The sequence below is a fragment of the Chryseobacterium sp. G0162 genome, assembly GCF_003815715.1.
In the GTDB taxonomy this organism is placed as follows: domain Bacteria; phylum Bacteroidota; class Bacteroidia; order Flavobacteriales; family Weeksellaceae; genus Chryseobacterium.
The window spans coordinates 16,088-37,327 of sequence record NZ_CP033922.1 but is presented as its reverse complement, the minus strand read 5'-3'; the positions used below and the strand labels follow the sequence as shown (position 1 = coordinate 37,327).

Here is a 21,240-nt window from a genome sequence, read left to right as displayed (position 1 = left end):
TCTTCAGGATTTCTTAATTGAGCTTATATCTTGGTTCCATTAAATGAAATACAATGGAAGATGAATTGATAAATCCTAAGGAATCCAATGAAATCAAACCGGCAACAGACACACTCCTTGTCCTGAACATTCATACCCATCAGGTTGAAATTGTCAAAGGAATTGATAAAGATGGAAACCTTCAAAAAGTTCCTCCACAAGAAAAAAAGGATAATGAACAGCTGATCAGGGTAGATAAGAACGGCGATCTATTTTCCAACTTCTTTTCCAATTTTTACCGACAGCTTAAAAATCCCACGCATTTCAACTTTTTCAAAGTTTCAGAATATGATGCTGTTAATACTGCTAAGGATCTTCAGAAGTATGTCGATAAGGCATCTCCTGAAGAAAAAGAAAAGCTGAAAGACTACGAAATTTTACCTCAACACAACAACAATCCAAAAAATCAAAATACAATGGACAACAACACAGACAATCAGGAGTACCGTTTTCAGCCTGAACAGATCGACTGGAAAACGATGGAGAAGTTCGGACTTAATCAGGAGAAACTTGAAAAAATGAATGCCATGGATTCATAACTCAGAGGTTTTAAAACCAATACATTAATTCCAATTACTATTAATCTGGGAACTGCAGTGAGCAAAATGGATGTCCGGTTATCTCTTCAAACAGGAGATACAGGACAGGTCGCCGTTCATCTGCACGGAATCCGAAAAGAGCCCAGTCTCAATAATAAATTCTTAGGTCATCAGTTCAGTGATGAAGACAAAAAGAACCTTAGAGAAACCGGGAATATGGGCAGGGTAGTAGATCTTGTCAATCCTAAAACAGATGAAATCATTCCATCTGTCATCAGCCGTGACCGTTTAACCAATGAATTGGTTGCCTATAGAGCGGAGTACATGAAAATCCCTGATGAAATTAAAGGAATAAAACTTGGTGAACATCAGAAGCAAACCTTACTGGAAGGAGGACCATTGTATCTTGAAGGCATGACTTCTAAAAAAGGAGAATTGTTCGATGCCACCGTACAATTTAATGCAGATAAACGGTATTTGGAATTTTTATTCAACAATAACCAGATACTGCAACAAAATCAACAACATCATCATAACCAACAACAAACTCAACCTACAGATAAAGAAGCACCCAAAATATTCAGAGGAAAAGAACTGGACGATTCACAATATGAAAAGTTCAAAGCCGGGCAAACCGTATACGTTGATGGCCTTACCGATGCTAAAGGTAAAGCCTATCAAGGCTATATTACCTTCAATAAAGAAATCTTTAAAACCGATTTCTCCTTCAATCATCCTAATAGGCTCAAAGAGGAGGCAAGAACTACAGAAGCTCATAAAATCCAAACTGCGGTTAACACCCAGGGTAAAACCAATGAAGTTACAAAAAATGTGAAGGAACCTGTAGCATCAAAACAGCAGCCTGCCAATAAACAGCAGAAGGATCAGCAAAAAAAGGTTAGAAAACCAAGAGGGCAAAAACTATAATTAATCATCTAAATCCATCATATGAAAGCAATCATCGCAGAAAAACCGAGCGTCGCAAGAGAAATCGCACAATTGTTAGGAGCCCGTGAAAAGAAAGATGGTTATCTATCCGGTAACGGATATTGTGTCACCTGGGCATTAGGACATCTGATCGCATTAGGAATGCCGGAGGATTATGGTATAAGAGGCTTTAACAAAGTCTCTTTGCCTATCTTTCCGAACCCTTTTATTCTGACGCCAAAAAAACTAAAGAAAACAAAAGGCTATGAGCCTGATCCTTCGGCTTTAAAACAACTCAACACCATAAACCAAGTCATCAGTCAATGCAGCAGTATTATTGTCGCAACAGATGCAGGAAGAGAAGGAGAGCTGATCTTCCGCTATATCTATCATTACATACAATGCAACAAACCCTTTGAAAGATTATGGATAAACTCCCTGACAGAAAAAGCAATACAGGACGGTTTTAAAAACCTTCAACCAGGCGATGCCTTTGACGGTTTGTATCAAGCAGCAAAAGCCAGAAGTGAAGCGGACTGGCTGGTAGGAATCAACGCCACCCAGGCATTAACCATCGCAGGAAACCAAGATGTTTATTCATTAGGCAGAGTGCAGACCCCAACCCTTGCTTTAATCTGTCAAAGATTCCTACAAAATCAAAACTTCACTAAGGAAAAGTACTTTCAGATTCAGCTGAGCCATAGAAAAGAATATACAGACTTCACCAGCCTTTCACTATTACAATGGGAAGAAAAAAAGCAGGCAGAACAAATCAAAAAATCCATAGAGCGGGAGGGAAAAGCTGTTGTAGAAGATGTATCCATTAAAACAGTACAAGAACAGTCTCCTTTACTTTTTGACCTCACGGAACTACAGAAAGAAGCCAACAGAAAGCTTGGTCTTTCTGCAGATGAAGTTTTACAGATTGCCCAAAGCTTATATGAAAAGAAATTCATTACCTATCCCAGAACCGGCAGCAAGTATATTCCTGAAGATTTATGGACTGAAATTCCTGAACTGGTCAGAATTCTCAATGCAACCGATCATTTCAAACCACCCATATCAACTTTAAAGTTCGGAAATTTCAACAAGCGTATTGTAAATGATCTAAAAGTGACAGACCATCATGGTTTACTCATCACTACGAAAGTTCCATCCGCACTTAGCGCTACGGAAAAAGCCATTTATGATACGATTGCTTACCGCTTATTGGAATCCTTATCCCATGCCTGTACCAAACAAGTCAGCAACATCACCATCAAAGTTCATCATTATGAATTCCAGATCAAGGGATCAAAAATACTCAACACGGGCTGGCGTGCCATCAAAGGAATTCTCACTGACAATGAAAATTCCAATAATAAAAGTGAAGTCATTACTGAACTTCCGGAATTCAAAATCGGAGATGAACTGAAAATCTCAAAAACAGAACTACTGGAAAAAATTACACAACCACCAAAACTTTTTACTGAAGCCGACCTCTTGTCAGCCATGGAAAATGCAGGCAGATCTATTGAAAACAAAGAAGAACAAAAAGCACTCTCCAATATTGGCATCGGAACCCCAGCCACCAGAGCTTCCATTATTGAAACGCTGCTCAGCAGAAACTATATTATCAGGAAAAGCAAAACGCTGTATCCCACAAATAAAGGCTTGCAGGTTTACAATCTTGTCAAAGACAAAAAAATAGCTAATGTCCAAATGACCGCAGAGTGGGAAATAGCACTGGATAGAATTGAAAAAGATGAACTCAATAAAACTCAATTCATGAACGACATCCAAGCCTATACAGCAGAAATCACCAACGAACTTTTATCACTTTATATTCCTAAAGAAAATATCCCACAATTAAAATGTCCGAAATGCCAACAACATGCTCTTATTATCAAAGAAAAAATCGTAAAATGTTCTGATGAGCAATGTGGTTGGATTCTATTCAGAACTGTATGTGGAGTACAACTCAGTATTAAAAATATTATTTTGTTATTAACCCAAAACAAAACATCATTAATTAAAAATATGGAGAGCAAAAACGGGGTGAAGTTTTATGCATTTATAATTTTAAAAAATGATTTTAGTACAGCGTTTGAATTTAAAAAGAATATGTAACTAGGTTATAAGCTATTAATAGGTAATGTGCCGATTCTCGAATTTGTAATAGTAAATGAGAATAGGATGCTTAAAAGCACCCTATTCTCATTAAATAGACTTAATTTAAAGGTTTCCTACCTGTAAAGATGTTGATAAGGATTACAATAACAGCAATCACTAAAAGTGTATGAATTAAGCTTCCTGTATCCATTCCCGGGATAATACCAAGCATTCCCAAAAGCCATATAACGATGCATATTACTGCAACAAGCCATAATAAATTTCTCATAATACTATATTTTTTGGTTAGTGTGTTGTGGTGTTTTTTAGGTTTGTTTATTGATGCCGTAGCCCTTTATGATGGTAGACTGGATTTCTACGATGAACTTTGTAGCTCACATGAAGAGGGGCTGTCATTGTATTGTAATTGGTATCGATTTCGTACGGGGTATCAGATAAATCAGGTATTTTGTAATGGAATTCTTTACCATTCTTGTAAAACTTATTATCATAGCTTTTATAAATCTGATTTTCTTTATAAATATTTCCGTCAGGAGCGATATATAAATTTATCTTTTTGCTTTTCTTTCGCAGGCCCAGATAAAGCAAAGAGCTTCCCGCGGCCAAGGCCAATGCTATTTTTACTATATTGTTCATACGATAAATATTTCTTTAAATAGTTACAACTTTTTTGCCATTATTAGAAATGTGGTACTTTTTGTTGGATCTATGTGAGGTTAGAACATACCTGTCTGGTACGAAAGTTGAGAATACGCGTAAAATATCATGTGGTTTTATTCTTACTTTTGCGGAATATATAATCATGAAAAAACTCTTGTTTTTGAGTGCAATCTTCTTTTCACATCTTTGTTTCTGCCATCTTACATTGACTCAACAACAATCTTAATGAGTAAAAGCTCTCTTTATTCTCCTTCCTTTAGTACAATCTTGCTATCGAACAGGAGATTACGATAAAAAATATCAGTCTCGGGATATGCTTTTTGTGACAGACATTATTCGTGATAAATCAATGTCAAAAGATGAAGAAAAGACCAATGAATATCTGGCTATAGGAAGAACTATAGGTTGCTTCTATTATTGAATCGCCTGCTATGCCAGGTCTTTTAAGAATACTAAAACGTGATAATTAGAGAACATTGGTTGCTATACCCTCTATTATTAGACCAAGGGGTCGCACAAAGCGTAATGAAGCGGGAGTATATTTTCAGAAATAATCATTCTGACCAGTTTGGATATTTTCATCAGGTATTTGAAGAACATTTCAAAGAAATTTACGGCATCATGGTATACCAAGAGAATGTGATCAAGATTGCTCAGTACTTTGGCGGATTATCTCTGGTAGATGATGATATTTTACAAAGACTTACGAGTGGAAAAGGAAGATCCATCAAAAAAAACTCAGGAAGTAAAAGACAATTTCTTTACATCATGTAACGTCATTCAGAATTAATGTTACCTGAGGCATACAGACAGATTGAATCTTTCGAAGGATATTCTTTCTGCAAGGTACATTCAGCTTCTTATGCTGTGGAAAGTTATAAGAGTTTGTATTTAAGGATATACTATCCTTTGGAATTTATGGTTTCTGTAATCAATAACCAAGGTAGATTTTACAGAACTGAAGTTTATATTCATGAAGTAAAAATATCAAGTGGAAATATCCATGTACCGTGTATTAACAACAGTGAATATCAAACAATACTGAAAGGAAAATATATCTACCTGAGGTTAATGCTTTTGGAAGGTTTGGAAACAAGAATTGCCCATGGTATTGTTGAGGAATGGGAAATCAACGGAATATATACCTCATTGAAGAACTTTATAAGACGTTTCCCCATTGGTATTGAAACTGTACAGATTTTGATTTTTATAGGAATATTCCGTTTTACAGGAAAACCTAAAAATGAATTGCTTGTTGAAGCAAGAATTTTACTGGTCAATTTTAAACCTGAAAATACAGCCCTTTTGATTTTTTACAGACTCCATATAGTTGTTCTGTTTTTGTCAAAGATTTATTAGTACAACATCAGCGGATGTACGGTTAATGATGAAAATAAAAGATGGTCCTTAAGTATCTGGAAAGATACTTAAGCCTTCTCAAGATCCCCACAAAATATTTGGTAAACCTCCTTTAAATACATCTAAAAACATTAAAGTAGCTGTATTAATTGTAATTGTGGCTGGCTTTGCTGCAGTAGGATTAAAAAAAGGTCTTATTAATAAAAATAGTTTGTAGCATTAATAACTACATATTGTTAAGACAAATGAATCCTATATTTTATAAAAAAGAATCTGAAAATAATGCCTTTTTGTCTTTTCTTATTGCCCAAAAATATAATTTATATTTTCTTAAGTTAATCACTGCGAAATTTCAAAATATAGAGGATATATTAACAAAAGAGATAATAAAGTAAATCTTTGTTTTTATTATGATTAGAGTCATAGCTTAGTTTTCTTTGTAAGATTATATTTGGACTTTTGAAAACTCATTTTTCGAACAAACATTTTTTACCTTCCAATGCTTTGGGAGGTTTTTTATTTATCAACTGTGAACGGGAACAAATATTTTTGAATATAAAAAATGTAGGTATTGAATACACAATAATTCATAGCTTTGGCTCTTGAGGTTTGGTATGTAATCAAGAGAAGGCTAAGAAGAATATAAAAATAATAAAAAATACCATGAAATGAGTGACATATTTGAAAATTACCTATATTCAACAGAAGAACTGTCATCAGAAGAAATCAACCTTTCTTTGAAGTTCTTCCAACCTATCCACCTTAAAAAGGGTGAGTTTTTTATCTCGAAGGGTGAAACCTGCCGTTATATCGGATTTATTGTTATTGGTGCCGTAAAAGCATATGCGGTCGATACCGGAGGAAAGGAGAACGTAACATGTTTTAAATTGAAAAGGAATTTGTCACATCCTTTTCAGAGTTTGTTCTTCAGGAAAAATCAGTGCGGGGTATCAGAACTATTGAAGATAGTGTAATATATAGAATAAGTTACCCGGACTACCAGTACCTGCTTAGTGAGGTACCCGCATGGAATAGAGTAATAAAACTTTTGATGGAGCGGGAGCTTAGCCAAAAAGAACGTTATTTACTGAATTACAATAATCGGTCATCTGTGCATAAATACCTTCATGTTTTTTCTAATGAGCCAATGCTTGTACAACGTGTAACAACCCAGGATCTGGCATCATATCTTGGAATTACGCAACGATCGCTTACACGGGCAAAGGGACAGATACATAGACCCAATGTATTATAGGACAAATGTCCTTATAAAATACTGGGTAGTGTTATAGATTTGCATAAAAAAATGTTACATAAAGTTGCTGCGGAGGTTTTCCAAATTTCATTAATGCCGAGAAACAGTATCAATTGCTATATTATTGAGGGAGTACTGGTAGACTCAGGAATACGGAGTTCATATAACACTGTAAAGAAAGCCATTCAGAAAATTCCTGTTTACCAACATGTACTGACACATGCACATGCAGACCATCAAGGTTGTAGTGATCAGATATGTGCTGACTTTGAGATTCCCTTATGCTGCCATCCTAGCGAGGTTTTAAGAACTGAAACAGGTATGGTAACTCAGGATTATCCTCGTCCGCAGTACTGGATAGCAAAACTTCAGCAAAAGTATTGGGCAGGTCAGGGACATAAAGTCGAAAATACAGTTGTTGAAAACGATATGATAGAAAACTTTAGGGTTTTAGAGACACCAGGACATTCGGCTGCCCACATATCTTTGTTTCGTGAGATCGATGGTTTACTGATTATGGGAGATGTTGCAACTAATATGAATCTCCTCACAACTGCCACTGGTCTAAGGCTTCCACCCAACATATTTACATCAGATCAAGAACGTAACATCCAGTCACTTCAGAAATTGGCAGAGCTCAATCCCGCTATTATCTGTTTCGGTCACGGACCTGTGATGCAAAATAGAAATAGGAAGTTTGAACAGTTTGTAGCTAAATGCAGTACAACTTTTTAATAAAAGATTTTATCAAAATTAAAGCAATAATCTTTAAATATAATGGACCTATTTTATAAATATTTAGTATAAAAAAGAGTAATAGCTTGAAACATAAAAGTCCTGGAGAATAAGAAATAATCAGCTTTAAGTTTTTCATAGATTTAGTTTCTCATCCTATCAATCACATTTTTTTTGTAGAATTTTCCAATCGGAAGAATGGTCCCGTTTTTTAAAAATAGTTCACCTCCTGCAATTTTGGAAATCTCCTTCAAAGAGACTAAATAGGATTTATGGATTCTGATAAAAAGCCTGGGGTCCAGTTTACTTTCTACGTCCTGTGTCGTGATCTGGCTCATATACATTATTTTAGCAGTGAAAAATTTCACATAATTGCCGTAACTCTGGGTATAATATATTGAATTAAAGTCCAGCTTCACGATTTCATTATCAACTTTTAATACGATATGGTCAGCATCATTATTGGGGAGCTCTAAGGTTCTTTTAGCAATAGTCAACCTGTTGATCACTTTATCAATTGCGGAAAGGAATGTTTTAAGGTCAAATGGTTTGACAAGATAATCAACAACATCATATTTATAAGATTCCAGTGCATATTCTTTGTAGGCGGTTGTGAGAATAACAAATGGTTTAGTGGACATCGTTTCCAGCATTTCCATTCCTGTTAGACCCGGCATATTGATATCAAGAAACATAATGTCCACGTGGTTATTATACACGTATTCCATTGCTTCTACAGCTGTATAGAAGGATTCGCTCAGTTTAAGTTGTTTAAGCTGGCTGATAAAATGCTCCAGTACGCGATGGGCACCTTCTTCATCATCAATAATAATACAATTTAGCTGGTTCATATGAGTAATTTTTGGAGTGGGATTGTAAGTACTGTTTTATACATTGATTCAGACTGCTCTTCATTGAGACTATAATCACTATTGTAGATAAAAGACAATCTTTGTTTAAGATTATTCAGGCCTACCTGTGTAGACGGTTTTTTTAGTTTTTCATCCGCCAGCGAATTCTCTATGGTCATCAATAACTTATCGTGCCTTAGCTCAATGTGGATATGAACAAACCAATCCGATAAGTTTTGGCTGTGTTTGAAGCTGTTTTCAACCAGGATAATGATAAGTAGAGGAGATATCTGCCATGCTTTCATTTCATCTGCGGAGTGATTGCATATCAACTGGATATCACATCTTTTGCCAATTCGTTCTCTTTCTAAATCAATATAATTCCGGATAAAATTGATTTCGTCTGCCAGTGAAACCTTAGGGACGTTACCATTTTCTATCTGGTAACGCATCAGTTCAGATAATTTAATAATAAGTCCAGGAGTACGGTCCGGTTCTGTTAAGCTTACTCCATAAAGGTTGTTGAGCATATTGAAGAAGAAGTGTGGATTTAGCTGTGCATGAAGGAATTTTAGATTCATTTCATTAAGCAGAATTTGGTTCATATTTCTACGCTGTACTTCTAAAGCATAACTCTGCATCAGCGACAGGGCCATTATGGTAGCAGTACTGATGATACAGATAACGAAATGGTAGAGAAAACTGATTGCAAGTTCATCCTGTTCAAAAAAATCAGGTTGTATCCAGTAGATGTTTGCAATAAAGAGAACAGATGCTCCTGCCAAAATAACCCCCAAAGAATAAGCAAAATAGGTGAAATATTTCTTGAGCAGATAATACCTGAAGATAAAAAAACGATGAATTTGGGCCTGTACATACAGAATTACAAAAAAGACAAGGCCTTTTAAGAAATTTTCCAGAGAATTGATAAACAACCACTCGTGGAGCATGGTAAGAACGTACATCGCACAAAAGATGATAATCTCTTGTCTCCATCTTTTACGAATACTGATTGTTATATTATTCATCATAAAATAAAGGCTTATTTTAGATCATGATATTATTAAAGTTCATGTTGCTTTAATCACGTACTCCAAAATTCTAAAATCAAAAGTAAACCAGAAAATTAAAATGACCAACGGTTTTTGGCATTTAATCAGACCTCTTTGTCAGTTTTATTTTTAAGCCTATTGCAGATGATCTTGTTTTGCAGTACTAAATTTTTGCATATGAAAGAATTATTAAAAAGCTTGTGGAGGCAAATAATGGTACTAATGGCTATGCTAAGTATAACAACCGTATTTGCGCAGACAGCAGGAAATGAAATTGAGATAAAAGGTACTGTTGTAAGCGGAAATGAGAATACTTTACTAGCGGGTAGCACAGTGGTTATTAAAGACGCTGCCGGTAAACCTGTGGGCTCTTTAACCACTGGTAATGATGGAATATTTAGAGTAAAAGTAAAACCAATGGCTACAATCAGTGTTGCCATTAATTATCTAGGTTTTAAAGACTATAATTCTGGCGTTATAGCTCTCAAACAGGAAGACCTTGATCTCGGAAGAATATATCTGGATACCAAAAGTACTATGCTTGAGGGAGTCACGATGGTAGCAAGCCGTAAAAAACCTCTGGTTCAAAGTTCGAAAGACAAACTTATTTATAATGCAGCTTCGGATATCAGTAATAAATCAGGAAATGCAGCAGATGTGCTGCGGAAAGCACCGATGTTGACTGTAGGTGCCAATGGTGATCTTAAGCTGCGGGGAAACTCCAATATTAAAGTCCTTATTAATGGAATACCTTCACGTATCATGGCAAAGAATCTGAAGGAAGCACTAAAAATGATTCCTGCTAGTTCAATTGTCTCTGTGGAGGTGATGACGAATCCTTCTTCCAAATATGAGGCGGAAGGTGCTGCCGGGGTGGTCAATATTATTACAAAAAAGAAATTGAAGGGAACCAGCGGAACAATGGATATGACTGGGGGAAATCTTGAGCATACAGGTAATTTATCTCTTAATATGAGTTCTGGGAAATTCAATTTTTCGGCTATGGGGAACTATAGTGAGGAACGTGAAAGAACGAGTTCTTCACTTACAAGGACGAACCTGAGTAACGGAAAGCAACTAGGATCTCTTTTTCAGGAATCAGATATGTTACAAACAAATAAGGGTGGATCTGCAAGTTTGTCCGCTCAATATAAAATAGATTCCCTACAGACCCTGGAAGCAAGTTATTCTTATTGGAACGGGTCGTGGCCGCAAAGTGGCGGATTGTTTAACCGATATATTCATGCAGATCAGTATCAGGAGTATCGACAAAAGATGCAGCAAAGCGGTCAATTCAATTTCTCCGAATGGCTTTTGAATTATCAGAAAAAATTTAACAAAGAAGGTCAGGAATTACAGATTATAGGGCAGGCATCTTCTGCTTCTGACGGTTCGAACTACATCACTGAACATTATAAACCGGATGGTAAGCTCGCTTTTACAGAACAGGGACCCAATAATAGTAAGGAAAAAGAGTGGAGCATTCAAGCCGACTATTCACATCCGTTTGGGCAGGAGGGTAGCACTTCGCTGGAGACAGGGATAAAGTATTTGGGAAATACCTCCAGGAGCGCATATGAAGTTATTAATAGTTCATTGCCTGTGGATCCGAACCGTTCAGGAAGTATGCAATATAGACAGCAGGTGTTTTCAGCTTATGCTACTTTAAATTTTGATCTTGGAGACGCATGGACTTTACGTCCAGGAATCCGCTTTGAAAATACAGATATCAACGCAACATTTCAAAATAACGCCCCTTATTCACGAAAGTTTTCCAATTGGGTGCCCAATGTATTGGTCGTAAAGAAATTAGGCGATCGTCATGAACTGAAATTAGACTATAATGAGAGAATCCGTCGCCCGTGGATCATGGATCTGAATCCCTATGCTAATGCTGCGGATCCATTAAACATTACACAGGGTAATCCTTATCTGAAACCTGAGCTTACCAGAAAATTGGAACTTTCCCATACTTATACAGGAAGTAAGAATACATTATTTACGAGCAGCCTGTATTACAGTTCCAATAAAAGTGCGGTAGAGCAGATTGCCAGAGTTGATGAAAAGGGTATCTCGTACACCATGCCGGATAATATTGGTGAAAGTACAAGAATGGGGATAAATGTTAACACTGTTTTTAATCCTATTAAAATTTGGACTGTCAATATGGGAGCTGAGGTTTTCCATTTAAAATTCCGAAGTAACTCATTAGGACTTAAGAACGATGGTGCATTTTTCAATTCAAACATTAGCAATACAATCAATCTGATGAAGGGATTTCAGTTGAGTGCTTCAGGAGATTACGGAAATGGTTTTATCACATTGCAAGGTAAAAATACGGCTAATTACTCTTACCGTTTTGCAGTGAAGAAGGATTTTATGAATAATAAGGTAAGTCTTACTTTAACGGTAATCAATCCATTTCAGAATAATTTCAGGGAAACTGTATATGCTTTTGCTCCTACGTTCCAAAGTACCCAGGTTAACAGATTTTATAACAGGGCAGCAACGTTAACGTTTAGCTGGCAGTTTGGAGGGCTAAGGGCATCAAAGGAAAAGGAAAATCATTTTTCCGATCAGGCAGATGACAAATCGTCAAAAAGAAGGCGCAAATAGAATATTGATGTAGATAGATTGAAGGTACTTAAGTTATGGAATGAGTTGAATAAATATGGTAACTCCGGCTATACATTATTTTCAGTAATGATGTTCGTAGCATGATTTATCTTTATAATAATTGGATAGAAAGATCCTTTATATCATTTTAATTTTGTACCGATGGCTGTATCACTTTTAATGATTCAGCCATTTTTTGGTTGTTACAAAAAATAAGAATCAGGGAGTATTGTAATTGATATATTTTATTCTTTACCATGCATTCTTTAGATTTTTTGAAGTGATGATGGCTAAGAAGTTACCTTTATGTATGCGTTTACGAAGCGGACAAAAGTCATTTATCATGGATTATTCAGCGTTTGTCATATTATTTTTTCCAGCTTTAAGTTTTTCCTTTTTTTTGTACTGAAATTGAACTTGATAATATAAAGCATATTAAAAATAATATAATATATGAATCAATCAATAGATTAAATAAAAAAGTGATGGAATTCTTTATTCACAAACAGACAACAAATACATCCGAAAACGTAAAAAAAAACCTTTCATTATCTAGAATTTTTGGTTTTTTTAAACCTTACAGATGGAAATTATTAGGCTCAATAGTGCTTATCCTGATAGGGGCAGGAGCAGGTATGATAATGCCGTTTTTACTACGCAGTATCATAGATGATGCACTTCCTCATGCTAACATCCATTTGTTGGTGACATTAGTTGTTGCTATGGTTTTAATAACGATAGTTTCTGCTGTAATTAATATGGTTCAGACGATACTTTCAATAAAGATCGGGCAGTCTGTGCTTCATGACCTTAGGGTAAAGCTATTCTCACATTTGCATTCCCTTTCATTGGGCTTTTTTACAGATACCCGTGGAGGCGAAATTCAGTCCCGTATTACTCAGGATATCGGATCATTACAGGATCTTGTTTCCAATACAGCTCACGAAGCAGCCAGAAATCTGAGTGTAGTACTCATGACAGTCATTGCAATGTTTCTTTTGGATTGGAAACTTGCATTATTTTCATTAACCGTTGTTCCCTTAACTCTGTTACTGAGTAATTGGGTGGGAGCATTAAGGGAAAAAGTAGCAGATAAGCAGCGTCAACGGATGGCCGATTTATCTTCAGAAATAAGTGAAACTCTATCTGTACCCGGAATAATCCTTTCCCGTACAATGGGAAAGACAGCATTCCTGATTAAAAGATTTTCCAAAACATCAAAAGATGTTGCAGATTTGGAGGTTAGATCTCATACTTCCAATGAATGGCAGTGGCAGATTATTTATTTGCTGCTAACCATTCTTCCGGCACTCACCTTATTATTGGGTGGACTCAGAACGCAAGGTGGAAATCACGTTTCAATCGGTACACTCATGGCATTAATCGCATTACAGGAGCAATTGACATTTCCATTGCAGGAATTACTTCGTACAAGTATTGAAGTACGTAAGACACGTGTGTTGTTTTCCCGTATCTTTGACTATTTGGATAGACCCTCCCAGATTCTTAAGCTTTCAGGAGCAGTTGTTTTAAATAAAAAGACGGTGAAAGGAGATATAAAACTTGAAGATGTCAGTTTTTCATATGAAGGAGCACCGCAGCTGTTGTCAGATATAACACTTGATATTCCGAGCGGAAGCCATGTTGCTATTATAGGGGCTACAGGTTCCGGAAAGACCACTGTTGGCTATCTTATTGCAGGACTTTATGAAGTGGATAGGGGAGCTGTTTATATTGATGGTATCGACATCAGGAAGCTTAGTTCCCATTCCCGTACAGAAATTATTGGTGTCGTATCACAGGATCCTTATCTGCTTAACGGAACGATAAAAGAAAATCTGCTTTTCGCCAATCCTCATGCTACTGAACAGGAGTTGATCAGTGCCGCAAAGATTACAAAGCTGCATGACTTTATTCTTAGTCTTCCACTACAATATGATACGCCTATCGGTGAACACGGTTATCGTTTTTCAGGCGGTGAAAAACAGAGACTTTCTCTCACAAGAACCTTGTTAAGAAAACCCTCTGTTATCATTATGGATGAAGCTACCAGTGCATTAGATACAATTACCGAGCGGGACTTATCAGGCGGTTTGAATATCTCTATGCAGAATGTTACCACGATAACAATTGCCCATCGATTATCCACTGTACGTCATGCAGATCAGATTGTGGTGATGGATCATGGGAAGATCGTAGAGAAGGGAACCCATCAACAGCTGCTTGAAAAGAAAGGCTACTATACTGAACTTTTAGAATCTGACAGAATCAAGCAGTAATAGTAATTGGATTAAAATAGCTGAATTTTTAAGTATATTGGAAAATATCTAATAGGCTATTCACATAATCCTATGTACCAATAAATAAAAAAAGTGATAATGGGTATGATGTACTAAAATATATCACAAATATTTAGTTTTTCCTAAATAGTGATCTGCAATATAGTTAAAACAGTTTTTTAAGAGAAAAATTGCTTAACACTACATCTCTTTACTTATAAACATTTGTGGATATGATTGCTATCTGTTAAGTAGTTCTTACGCATAATAATTATTGAATAAACAGATCACTTTTAGAATAAAGTAGGAATTACTGTACTGGTATCATCAATTTTAAAACTGATTTGTAAGGAAACAATTATTAAATACAACATAGTTTTCATTAACACGACATTTTGATTTTTTGCCCCTATATTGATAAGGGGGCTTTTACAGGGAACACAGACGTAACCAATTTGCAAATCGGATATTTTCTAAGAAACCTTGCTGTTTTAAAATCTGGAAACAGATTTATGATAGATTTGTTTACTTCAATTGATTTTATTTGTATTTTTAATAAGAGATTTAATAAAGATTAGAAAAGCTGTAATGAACTTGAATTCAAATTACAGCTTTGAAATCCTGAAATTTTCTTCATTTAAATTCACTTATCAAGAAATCGTTATAAATAAAAATTACATCTAATTTATGAACCAATTGAATGACAGAAAACCGGCAAAAAAATGCTATGAGCATATTGGAGGAAAACTAGGTCAGCTTCTTTTAGAACAATTCATTGATAAAGGCTGGATTACAAAAGATAACTCTATTGACCGACATTACTATATTACTGAAAAGGGAGAAAAAGAATTCACAAAATTGGGTGTTGACCTTTCAAAAATCAAGCCGGATTAAAATATTTTCAATTCCACGTATTTACTCTGTTAAAAAAAATCATATTCTCTAAGATTATTCTTAATCTGACCTTATGAAAATATGCTCTTTCAAGATGTTTAGCAACCTTACCTTTTCTTAATACCATTTAAAACAAGGAAATTAAGATAAATATATTATGTTGGTCAAGTTCTGGATAAGGAGAAGAAAGAATTGAAACAGTATTTAATTTCTATTGATAAGACTGAGGAAAACTGAAAGAAGGTGAAAAAGTGAGTGTATAAGAAAATAGGTATTTTTTATTTAAGGTATAAGAAAATTTATTGTGTAATTATTGAAAAGATATTAGGACGTAAGGAAAAGTAGATAGAGTTGCCAGTTGTGGAAACTATATAATCAAAAAAAAATATGTAGAATTTTGGCTTGGTAATTTTTGCAGTTATCGATAAATTTTGCTTTACATCATTCTTCCTTTGATCAATGTAATAAGAGAAGAAATATATTATTGCACTATAAGCTCTGAAATATGACTACTGATAAAGCTGCCAACAGAGCCGGAATCATTATCAGAAAACCTAATTTAAGAAATTGCCAAGAACTAATTTCATAACCATTTTTTCTGATTTCTTTAAGCCAAAGGATAGTTGCTAGTGATCCGGTAATTGAAAGGTTTGGACCAAGATCAACTCCAATAAGAGTGGCACTTTGCACTGTATCAGGTAGATGACTTCCTGCCAGTGAAGTTCCTGCAATAAGACCTGCAGGTAAATTATTGATTAAATTACTCGATAATGCTGTAATAGTCCCCGCCATCCAAGTGGCTTTTACGGGTGAATCAGTAGCAGTTACTGATAATTTCTGTAATAAAACAATTATTATTCCTGTATGCTGTACTGCTTCAACAAGAACAAACAGTCCTGCAACCAAAGGAACTATAGACCAGGAAATATGACGTATAAAAGCAGAAGCATTTCTTTTCTCTATTAGTAATATGATGAGTGCAGTGCCCACACCTGCGGCAGCTGTCGGAAAACCAAGATTCCAATGTAAAAACAATGATGTCAATAAAAGTACTGTTGTAGATAATATTCCGGCCAGCGCTAGTTTAGCACCTCGTTGTAAGGGCAAATATTCCTGATATGCAATTCTTTCTTGAATTAATTTTTTCTTTTGAGTTATGAAGAGAACTATAAAAGTGATAGTGATTGAAAATAATGATGGTAAAGCATATATATTTACCCATTCTTTTAACGATGGCATTTCAGATCCATAAATAACCAAATTAGCAGGATTGGAAATGGGAAGTACAAAAGATGCTGCATTGGCAATAAAGGCGCAAATTAGTAAATAGGGAAGTGGCTTTTTTACTTTTGCCTTTGCGGTCGCTACTGCCACAGCAGGAGTTAAAACAACTGCTGTGGCATCATTGGACATAAATATGGTAACTAAAAGACCTATCAGATATACTAATATAAATAAGCGTATGGCCGATCCTGAAGCAAGTCTTATTGCATAGGAAGCCAGCCAATTAAAAAGTCCTTCTCTTTGAGCTGATTCGGAAAGAATCATCATTCCCATTAAGAAGAGATACACATCAAGGCCTTTGCTGACTCCTGTCCAAGCATCTTTAATGGTAATCAGTCCGAAAAGGACAAGCACTAATGCACCTCCAACAGCCCAGTATGCTTCCTGGATCTTATAAGGTCTTATAATGACACCGGCTGTAGCTACTAAAGTAATTATGAAAATACAAAAATCTATGTTCATTTTATGTGGATATGCAAATCTTTTATATTGAATTTATTTAGGGTTTTGGACTTGGAGCACATTCTTTCATCAGCGTTCTGGAATTAAAAGACCATAAAGCAATAGAGATCAGAGCGAAACTTCCCAAAATAATAAATGCATGGCTGTAGCCTGTCTTCTGCGCGATCCAACCTCCAATAGCAGGACTTAAAGCAGCTCCTATCCCCTGTAAGGTCATTACGGCACCCTGACCTATATTGATAAGTCCTGTACCATTCAGAATATGGGTAACCAGTGCCGGTACGGCTACACTTTGAAGACCAGCTCCTATACCGTCAAGGATCTGAACCGGGTATAATCCAGCCTCACTGATCATTTGTGAAGCAATTAACCCTCTTACCGGAAGGGATATAAATGATATGAGAATGATCATCCAATATCCATTTTTCTCGGCGATCTTCATTCCTGCAATGGAAACGACGATCATTACGAGTTGGGCAATGATAACGGTGAGAGCGACAAACATAAAAGCATTTTCCTGCATTTTAGAAGCAGCTGCCATTCCGTAGAGTGGGAGCAAAGCAGCATTTCCTAAATGAAAGCAAGCAAGAGCCGTTGCGAGTACAAGCAAAGGTCGGCATAGAAGAATACTCAGTCCACTTGCTTTTTCGTTTTCCCCAGAAGTTTTTTTAAGACCTCTAGCGGCATCATTATCAATGCTTTTTGATGGAATTAGCAGAACACTGATCATACTTAGAATTCCGAAAAGAGCAGCAAGAAGAACTATGGCAGAAATTCCCCATTTTAATCCCAGATAGCCAGACAGCCCTGCACCTGCGACATTTCCGGCATGATTGAAAGCCTGATTAAGTCCATTTTGCCGGTTGAATCCCTGCTGTTTAACAATTCCCAGTGTAATGCCTACCACTGCAGTTCCGATGGCTGCTCCTGCTATAGCTGTTGCGACCTGAGACATGCTTACTACCCAGAAATTCTGTGAGAATAATATCAAAGCAGAGGCTATTACCGTAAAAACTCCTGGAACGACAACAAATATCCTTTTATTTTTCGATGAATCAATCAAAGCTCCGGCTGGTGTGGTCATTGTCATTCCGGCGATTCCTCCCAACGACATTACAGTACCTATTGGTCCACTTTGCCATCCTTTTGAAAGAAGAAAAACTCCAAGAAACGGACCAATGCCGGCCTGTATATCTGCCATAAAAAAATTAAGAGCTTTCAGTGCGTTTAAAGATTTCACTGTTACAGTAGAAATATTCTTCATAACAAACTTGTTTAATAAATTTTTAATCTTTTAAATTCGATTATTTTTTGATAATAGTACTACTATAATTGATAAATAAATTTATGATAAATAAAGAATGTATAATCGAAAATTTAGATTTCTTTTTTCCAGACTTTTTTCCTGAAATGGTAGAGTATGATATAATTACTGAAGACCTATACAATAAACTGAAAAATAAATCAACATAATTTTGTAAATTTAATCTTTAGGGTTTATCAAATTCAATCTTTGCATAAAAACTTTTATCGAAAGCATTGAGCGTCAGTTTAGCATTATTTTTTTTACTTAGTATATCGGAGATCCAAAGACCCAATCCAAAACCTTCTTTATGAAAAGGATCACGAAGAAACTGAACTTTAAGATCCTCAGGATTTTCTATGGTGTGATAAGTTAAATTAGAAACCTCAAAGCAGATCTTTATATTTTGAGAAATAGTGATACTGATGATGGAATCATGCTTACCGTACTTTATAGCGTTAGAAATAAGATTATTTATGATAACCTCAACCTGATTTATGTCAGCAATGAACGTGAATTGTCCATCCAAAGGCTGAAAATCAATTTTAAATCTCTGATTCCTGACAGACAGGTGCTTACCTAAAACTTCCGTAAATTCCAAAACCAGATCTGCCAAGTTTATTTCTGATGTATTGCTGTAAATATTTCCTGATTCTATCTTACTCATCCACAGGAAATTATTGACCAGGTCTTTCATTCTATTTACTTCCTGTTCCTGATTATCAAGCAGTTGCTTTGTATCTTCATCCAGCGAACCATGTTTGAAAATCTGTAATTCCGTGAGCATATTGCTGATGGGCGTTCTTAGCTCATGTGATGCCATTGTAAAAAAAGCAGTCTGCTGTTTTGCCTGTTCATCGATTCGCATGAGCATTCTGTTCAGCGCATCTGTAAGATGATAAAATTCGTCTTTGGCGTTTGGTTCATTAAGTAATGTGATATGTTCCAGATCAACTCTATTTGCATTACTGACAATCCTTCTCAACGGTCTCAGGAAAAACCACGAAAGAAGATAGCCTCCCAAAAATGCCACTAAAAATGCGATTGGAAGATAAATATAAAGAAGCCTTTTAAGTTTCTGGATACCAGAATAGTAGTGGTCTGCGGATAGTGCTAGATCTACAGAAATAATTCCTCCGTTTTCAGGATACTTTTTCACAGAGATCATACTCCATTTTTTTTTATCGGAAACATCATTTGGAAGATTATCAAAAATCCGAGTTTTTCTGGCATTATTATCGTAGATGATCCTGAAAAATTCTCCTTTTTTCGGAATTGGTATTGCTATCGGATCTATGTCCGTCTTTTCCAGGATGTTATTGGCAGATGAGGTTAGCTGAAGGGAGAAACTTTTATCTAATTCTGTCTTTGCGTTTTTATAAAGTGAATACACAATAACACTGACGCAAAGAAAAAGCAATGAGTTGAATAAAAGCCCAAAACGAAACCTGAGACTTTGATAAAATCTGGAAATAGTTTTACCCTGCATCAGTATTGTTTATTGCCTTTTAACATATATCCGGCTCCAATGACCGTTTTGATTAACTGATTGTCAAATCCCTTATCAATTTTTTTTCTCAGCTGGTGCATATAAACTTCCACAATATTACTTTCCGGGTCAAAGTTCATATTCCATGCATTTTCCAGAAGCTGGTTTTTTGTAAGGACGAGATTCGCATTTCTGGCCAAGTACTCCAGTAGAATGAATTCCTTTGAAGTGAGCTCTATTTCGGAATGGCTTCTTTTCACCTTCCTTGCGGGAATGTCAATTTCCAAATCATCTATTTTGATTTTTTGCTGCCCGGATTTAGTAGAAAACCGGCTTGCTGTTCTGATTCTTGCCAGCAGCTCATCCCATTCAAATGGTTTTCTGATGTAATCAACTGCACCGAGATCAAGTCCCTGTACAACTTGTTTGGAATCTGCTATGGCGCTGATAATAATCACAGGTGTTTCTGCACCAAAAGTCCTGATATTTTTTAGAAAATCAAATCCATTGATTCCTGGAAGCATAAGGTCGAGAAGAATCATATCAAATTCATTTTTTATTGCCATATCCAAAGCTTCCGAACCGTCGTAGCAAACCTCAGTAATATAGCCCGCTTGAGAAAGCCCCTGATGGATAAATCCTGCAAGTTTTTTCTCATCCTCCACTATTAGTATTCTCATAATCAACGTATTTTGTAAATAATGCTGTCTATTTTGATTTCCGTCATCCGTACTGGAGGAAACTTCATTGTATTGACCGTTCCTTCTTTCATATTTCGTTCCAGCACACTTGCTTCCACCTGATGAGCTTTCATCAATAATGGTACTAATGTACTGCGTTGCTCTGGATTCAGCATTATTGTTTTCTGATTAATTATAAATCCCGTGATGTCATTTTCCCGATTTTTTATGAAGCCGGAAACCTTACCTTTGATAATTATTTTTTTTCCCTGACTGGGTTTTGGGGGCAGTATTTTTCCGGCATCAAAAGAACTTTTTCCATCTTCCGATGATATAGAAATCAATTCATAAATATCGGATCGTGATACTGCTTTAATTTGAATCGCATGATTCTTTTTTGCTATCTCAAGAATATATTTTGCAAGATGCGGAGGGAAATGTATGGCAATGTCTTTTTTCTTCTGATTCAAAATAATTTTATCAATATCACCTTCCGGATTCGTTTCATAGGCTTTTACTGTACCATTCAGCCAAACCGTTTCTTTAATTTCCTGATGTAAATGAGGAGGAACAGGAAGTTTCTTTTCGCACCTGGAAAAGATGGAAACCAGAGAAAAAATAAAAATTATTTTTAATAGTGAATATGTTCTACGTTTGAAAATCATTGTTTTTATAATCAAAAACCTAGGCAAATTACTAAAATC

Annotated in this window: 15 protein-coding genes and 2 pseudogenes; 8 read left to right on the top strand and 9 right to left on the bottom strand. The window is 35.8% G+C overall.

Translation table 11 applies throughout. The annotated features are described in order from the left end of the window. Positions 1 to 53 precede the first annotated feature (53 nt). Positions 54 to 1,505, top strand: a pseudogene (locus EG344_RS00160) (DUF3945 domain-containing protein). Positions 1,506 to 1,526: 21 nt separating this feature from the next. Further along, entirely contained in the window at positions 1,527 to 3,614 is a 2,088-nt protein-coding gene (locus EG344_RS00155; RefSeq protein WP_123907733.1) for a type IA DNA topoisomerase, read from the top strand. Positions 3,615 to 3,714: 100 nt separating this feature from the next. Here EG344_RS00155 and EG344_RS00150 read toward each other — a convergent pair whose 3' ends face one another. Both EG344_RS00150 and EG344_RS00145 read right to left on the bottom strand, forming a co-directional pair. Next, a complete protein-coding gene (locus EG344_RS00150; protein ID WP_123907732.1) occupies positions 3,715 to 3,885 on the bottom strand; it encodes a lmo0937 family membrane protein in 171 nt (56 codons plus the stop codon). Between the two features lie 47 nt (positions 3,886 to 3,932). Next, complete coding sequence (locus tag EG344_RS00145) at positions 3,933 to 4,253, bottom strand: hypothetical protein (RefSeq protein WP_123907731.1); 321 nt, start codon at positions 4,251 to 4,253, stop codon at positions 3,933 to 3,935. Between the two features lie 358 nt (positions 4,254 to 4,611). On the opposite strand from EG344_RS00145, the pseudogene EG344_RS24455 reads away from it, so the two are divergent. The 3 genes and pseudogenes from EG344_RS24455 to EG344_RS00130 all read left to right on the top strand — a co-directional run. Next, positions 4,612 to 5,582, top strand: a pseudogene (locus EG344_RS24455) (DNA polymerase III subunit alpha); the annotation flags it as partial. A 722-nt stretch (positions 5,583 to 6,304) separates the two neighbouring features. Continuing rightward, on the top strand, positions 6,305 to 6,610 hold the full coding sequence (locus tag EG344_RS24150) for a hypothetical protein (RefSeq protein WP_228412817.1): 306 nt from the start codon (positions 6,305 to 6,307) through the stop codon (positions 6,608 to 6,610). A 332-nt stretch (positions 6,611 to 6,942) separates the two neighbouring features. Beyond that, positions 6,943 to 7,626: an MBL fold metallo-hydrolase gene (locus tag EG344_RS00130; protein WP_123907730.1), complete on the top strand. Its 684-nt coding sequence runs from the start codon at positions 6,943 to 6,945 to the stop codon at positions 7,624 to 7,626. Between the two features lie 143 nt (positions 7,627 to 7,769). On the opposite strand, the gene EG344_RS00125 is transcribed toward EG344_RS00130, so the two are convergent. Together EG344_RS00125 and EG344_RS00120 are read right to left on the bottom strand one after the other, a co-directional pair. After that, on the bottom strand, positions 7,770 to 8,477 hold the full coding sequence (locus EG344_RS00125; protein WP_123907729.1) for a LytR/AlgR family response regulator transcription factor: 708 nt from the start codon (positions 8,475 to 8,477) through the stop codon (positions 7,770 to 7,772). Beyond that, positions 8,474 to 9,508, bottom strand: a complete 1,035-nt coding sequence (locus tag EG344_RS00120; RefSeq protein ID WP_123907728.1) for a sensor histidine kinase — start codon at positions 9,506 to 9,508, stop codon at positions 8,474 to 8,476. The genes EG344_RS00125 and EG344_RS00120 overlap by 4 nt, the downstream gene beginning before the upstream one ends. A 198-nt stretch (positions 9,509 to 9,706) precedes the next feature. On the opposite strand from EG344_RS00120, the gene EG344_RS00115 reads away from it, so the two are divergent. The 3 genes from EG344_RS00115 to EG344_RS00105 all read left to right on the top strand — a co-directional run bounded on the left by EG344_RS00115 (position 9,707) and on the right by EG344_RS00105 (position 15,318). Continuing rightward, positions 9,707 to 12,145, top strand: a complete 2,439-nt coding sequence (locus EG344_RS00115) for a TonB-dependent receptor domain-containing protein (RefSeq protein WP_228412816.1) — start codon at positions 9,707 to 9,709, stop codon at positions 12,143 to 12,145. 485 nt (positions 12,146 to 12,630) lie between these two features. Continuing rightward, positions 12,631 to 14,424, top strand: a complete 1,794-nt coding sequence (locus EG344_RS00110) for an ABC transporter ATP-binding protein (protein ID WP_123907727.1) — start codon at positions 12,631 to 12,633, stop codon at positions 14,422 to 14,424. A 687-nt stretch (positions 14,425 to 15,111) separates the two neighbouring features. Further along, positions 15,112 to 15,318, top strand: a complete 207-nt coding sequence (locus EG344_RS00105) for an ArsR family transcriptional regulator (RefSeq protein WP_123907726.1) — start codon at positions 15,112 to 15,114, stop codon at positions 15,316 to 15,318. Positions 15,319 to 15,807: 489 nt separating this feature from the next. On the opposite strand, the gene EG344_RS00100 is transcribed toward EG344_RS00105, so the two are convergent. The 5 genes from EG344_RS00100 to EG344_RS00080 all read right to left on the bottom strand — a co-directional run bounded on the left by EG344_RS00100 (position 15,808) and on the right by EG344_RS00080 (position 21,201). Continuing rightward, positions 15,808 to 17,064: an arsenic transporter gene (locus EG344_RS00100; RefSeq protein ID WP_123907725.1), complete on the bottom strand. Its 1,257-nt coding sequence runs from the start codon at positions 17,062 to 17,064 to the stop codon at positions 15,808 to 15,810. Positions 17,065 to 17,101: 37 nt separating this feature from the next. Next, positions 17,102 to 18,328, bottom strand: a complete 1,227-nt coding sequence (locus tag EG344_RS00095) for an MFS transporter (protein WP_123907724.1) — start codon at positions 18,326 to 18,328, stop codon at positions 17,102 to 17,104. A 226-nt stretch (positions 18,329 to 18,554) separates the two neighbouring features. Next, positions 18,555 to 19,856 (bottom strand): sensor histidine kinase, encoded by a 1,302-nt coding sequence (locus EG344_RS00090; protein ID WP_123907723.1) that lies wholly within the window; start codon positions 19,854 to 19,856, stop codon positions 18,555 to 18,557. Then, positions 19,856 to 20,536 carry a response regulator transcription factor gene (locus tag EG344_RS00085; protein WP_123907722.1) on the bottom strand — a complete coding sequence of 227 codons (681 nt, stop codon included), beginning with the start codon at positions 20,534 to 20,536 and terminating at the stop codon, positions 19,856 to 19,858. Before EG344_RS00085 ends, EG344_RS00090 begins: the two co-directional genes overlap by 1 nt. 2 nt (positions 20,537 to 20,538) lie before the next feature. Continuing rightward, the gene (locus tag EG344_RS00080; protein ID WP_123907721.1) at positions 20,539 to 21,201 is read right to left on the bottom strand and encodes a hypothetical protein; all 663 of its coding nucleotides are present in this window, start codon (positions 21,199 to 21,201) and stop codon (positions 20,539 to 20,541) included. Positions 21,202 to 21,240: the final 39 nt, after the last annotated feature.

Excerpts from the sequence above, each read along its gene's own strand:
- EG344_RS00110 (WP_123907727.1), top strand. The coding sequence starts at position 12,631 with ATGGAATTCTTTATTCACAAACAGACAACAAATACATCCGAAAACGTA.
- EG344_RS00155 (WP_123907733.1), top strand. The coding sequence starts at position 1,527 with ATGAAAGCAATCATCGCAGAAAAACCGAGCGTCGCAAGAGAAATCGCA.
- EG344_RS00095 (WP_123907724.1), bottom strand. The coding sequence starts at position 18,328 with ATGAAGAATATTTCTACTGTAACAGTGAAATCTTTAAACGCACTGAAA.
- EG344_RS00130 (WP_123907730.1), top strand. The coding sequence starts at position 6,943 with ATGTTACATAAAGTTGCTGCGGAGGTTTTCCAAATTTCATTAATGCCG.
- EG344_RS00125 (WP_123907729.1), bottom strand. The coding sequence starts at position 8,477 with ATGAACCAGCTAAATTGTATTATTATTGATGATGAAGAAGGTGCCCAT.
- EG344_RS00120 (WP_123907728.1), bottom strand. The coding sequence starts at position 9,508 with ATGATGAATAATATAACAATCAGTATTCGTAAAAGATGGAGACAAGAG.
- EG344_RS00080 (WP_123907721.1), bottom strand. The coding sequence starts at position 21,201 with ATGATTTTCAAACGTAGAACATATTCACTATTAAAAATAATTTTTATT.
- EG344_RS00145 (WP_123907731.1), bottom strand. The coding sequence starts at position 4,253 with ATGAACAATATAGTAAAAATAGCATTGGCCTTGGCCGCGGGAAGCTCT.
- EG344_RS00085 (WP_123907722.1), bottom strand. The coding sequence starts at position 20,536 with ATGAGAATACTAATAGTGGAGGATGAGAAAAAACTTGCAGGATTTATC.
- EG344_RS00115 (WP_228412816.1), top strand. The coding sequence starts at position 9,707 with ATGAAAGAATTATTAAAAAGCTTGTGGAGGCAAATAATGGTACTAATG.
- EG344_RS24150 (WP_228412817.1), top strand. The coding sequence starts at position 6,305 with ATGAGTGACATATTTGAAAATTACCTATATTCAACAGAAGAACTGTCA.
- EG344_RS00100 (WP_123907725.1), bottom strand. The coding sequence starts at position 17,064 with ATGAACATAGATTTTTGTATTTTCATAATTACTTTAGTAGCTACAGCC.
- EG344_RS00150 (WP_123907732.1), bottom strand. The coding sequence starts at position 3,885 with ATGAGAAATTTATTATGGCTTGTTGCAGTAATATGCATCGTTATATGG.
- EG344_RS00090 (WP_123907723.1), bottom strand. The coding sequence starts at position 19,856 with ATGCAGGGTAAAACTATTTCCAGATTTTATCAAAGTCTCAGGTTTCGT.
- EG344_RS00105 (WP_123907726.1), top strand. The coding sequence starts at position 15,112 with ATGAACCAATTGAATGACAGAAAACCGGCAAAAAAATGCTATGAGCAT.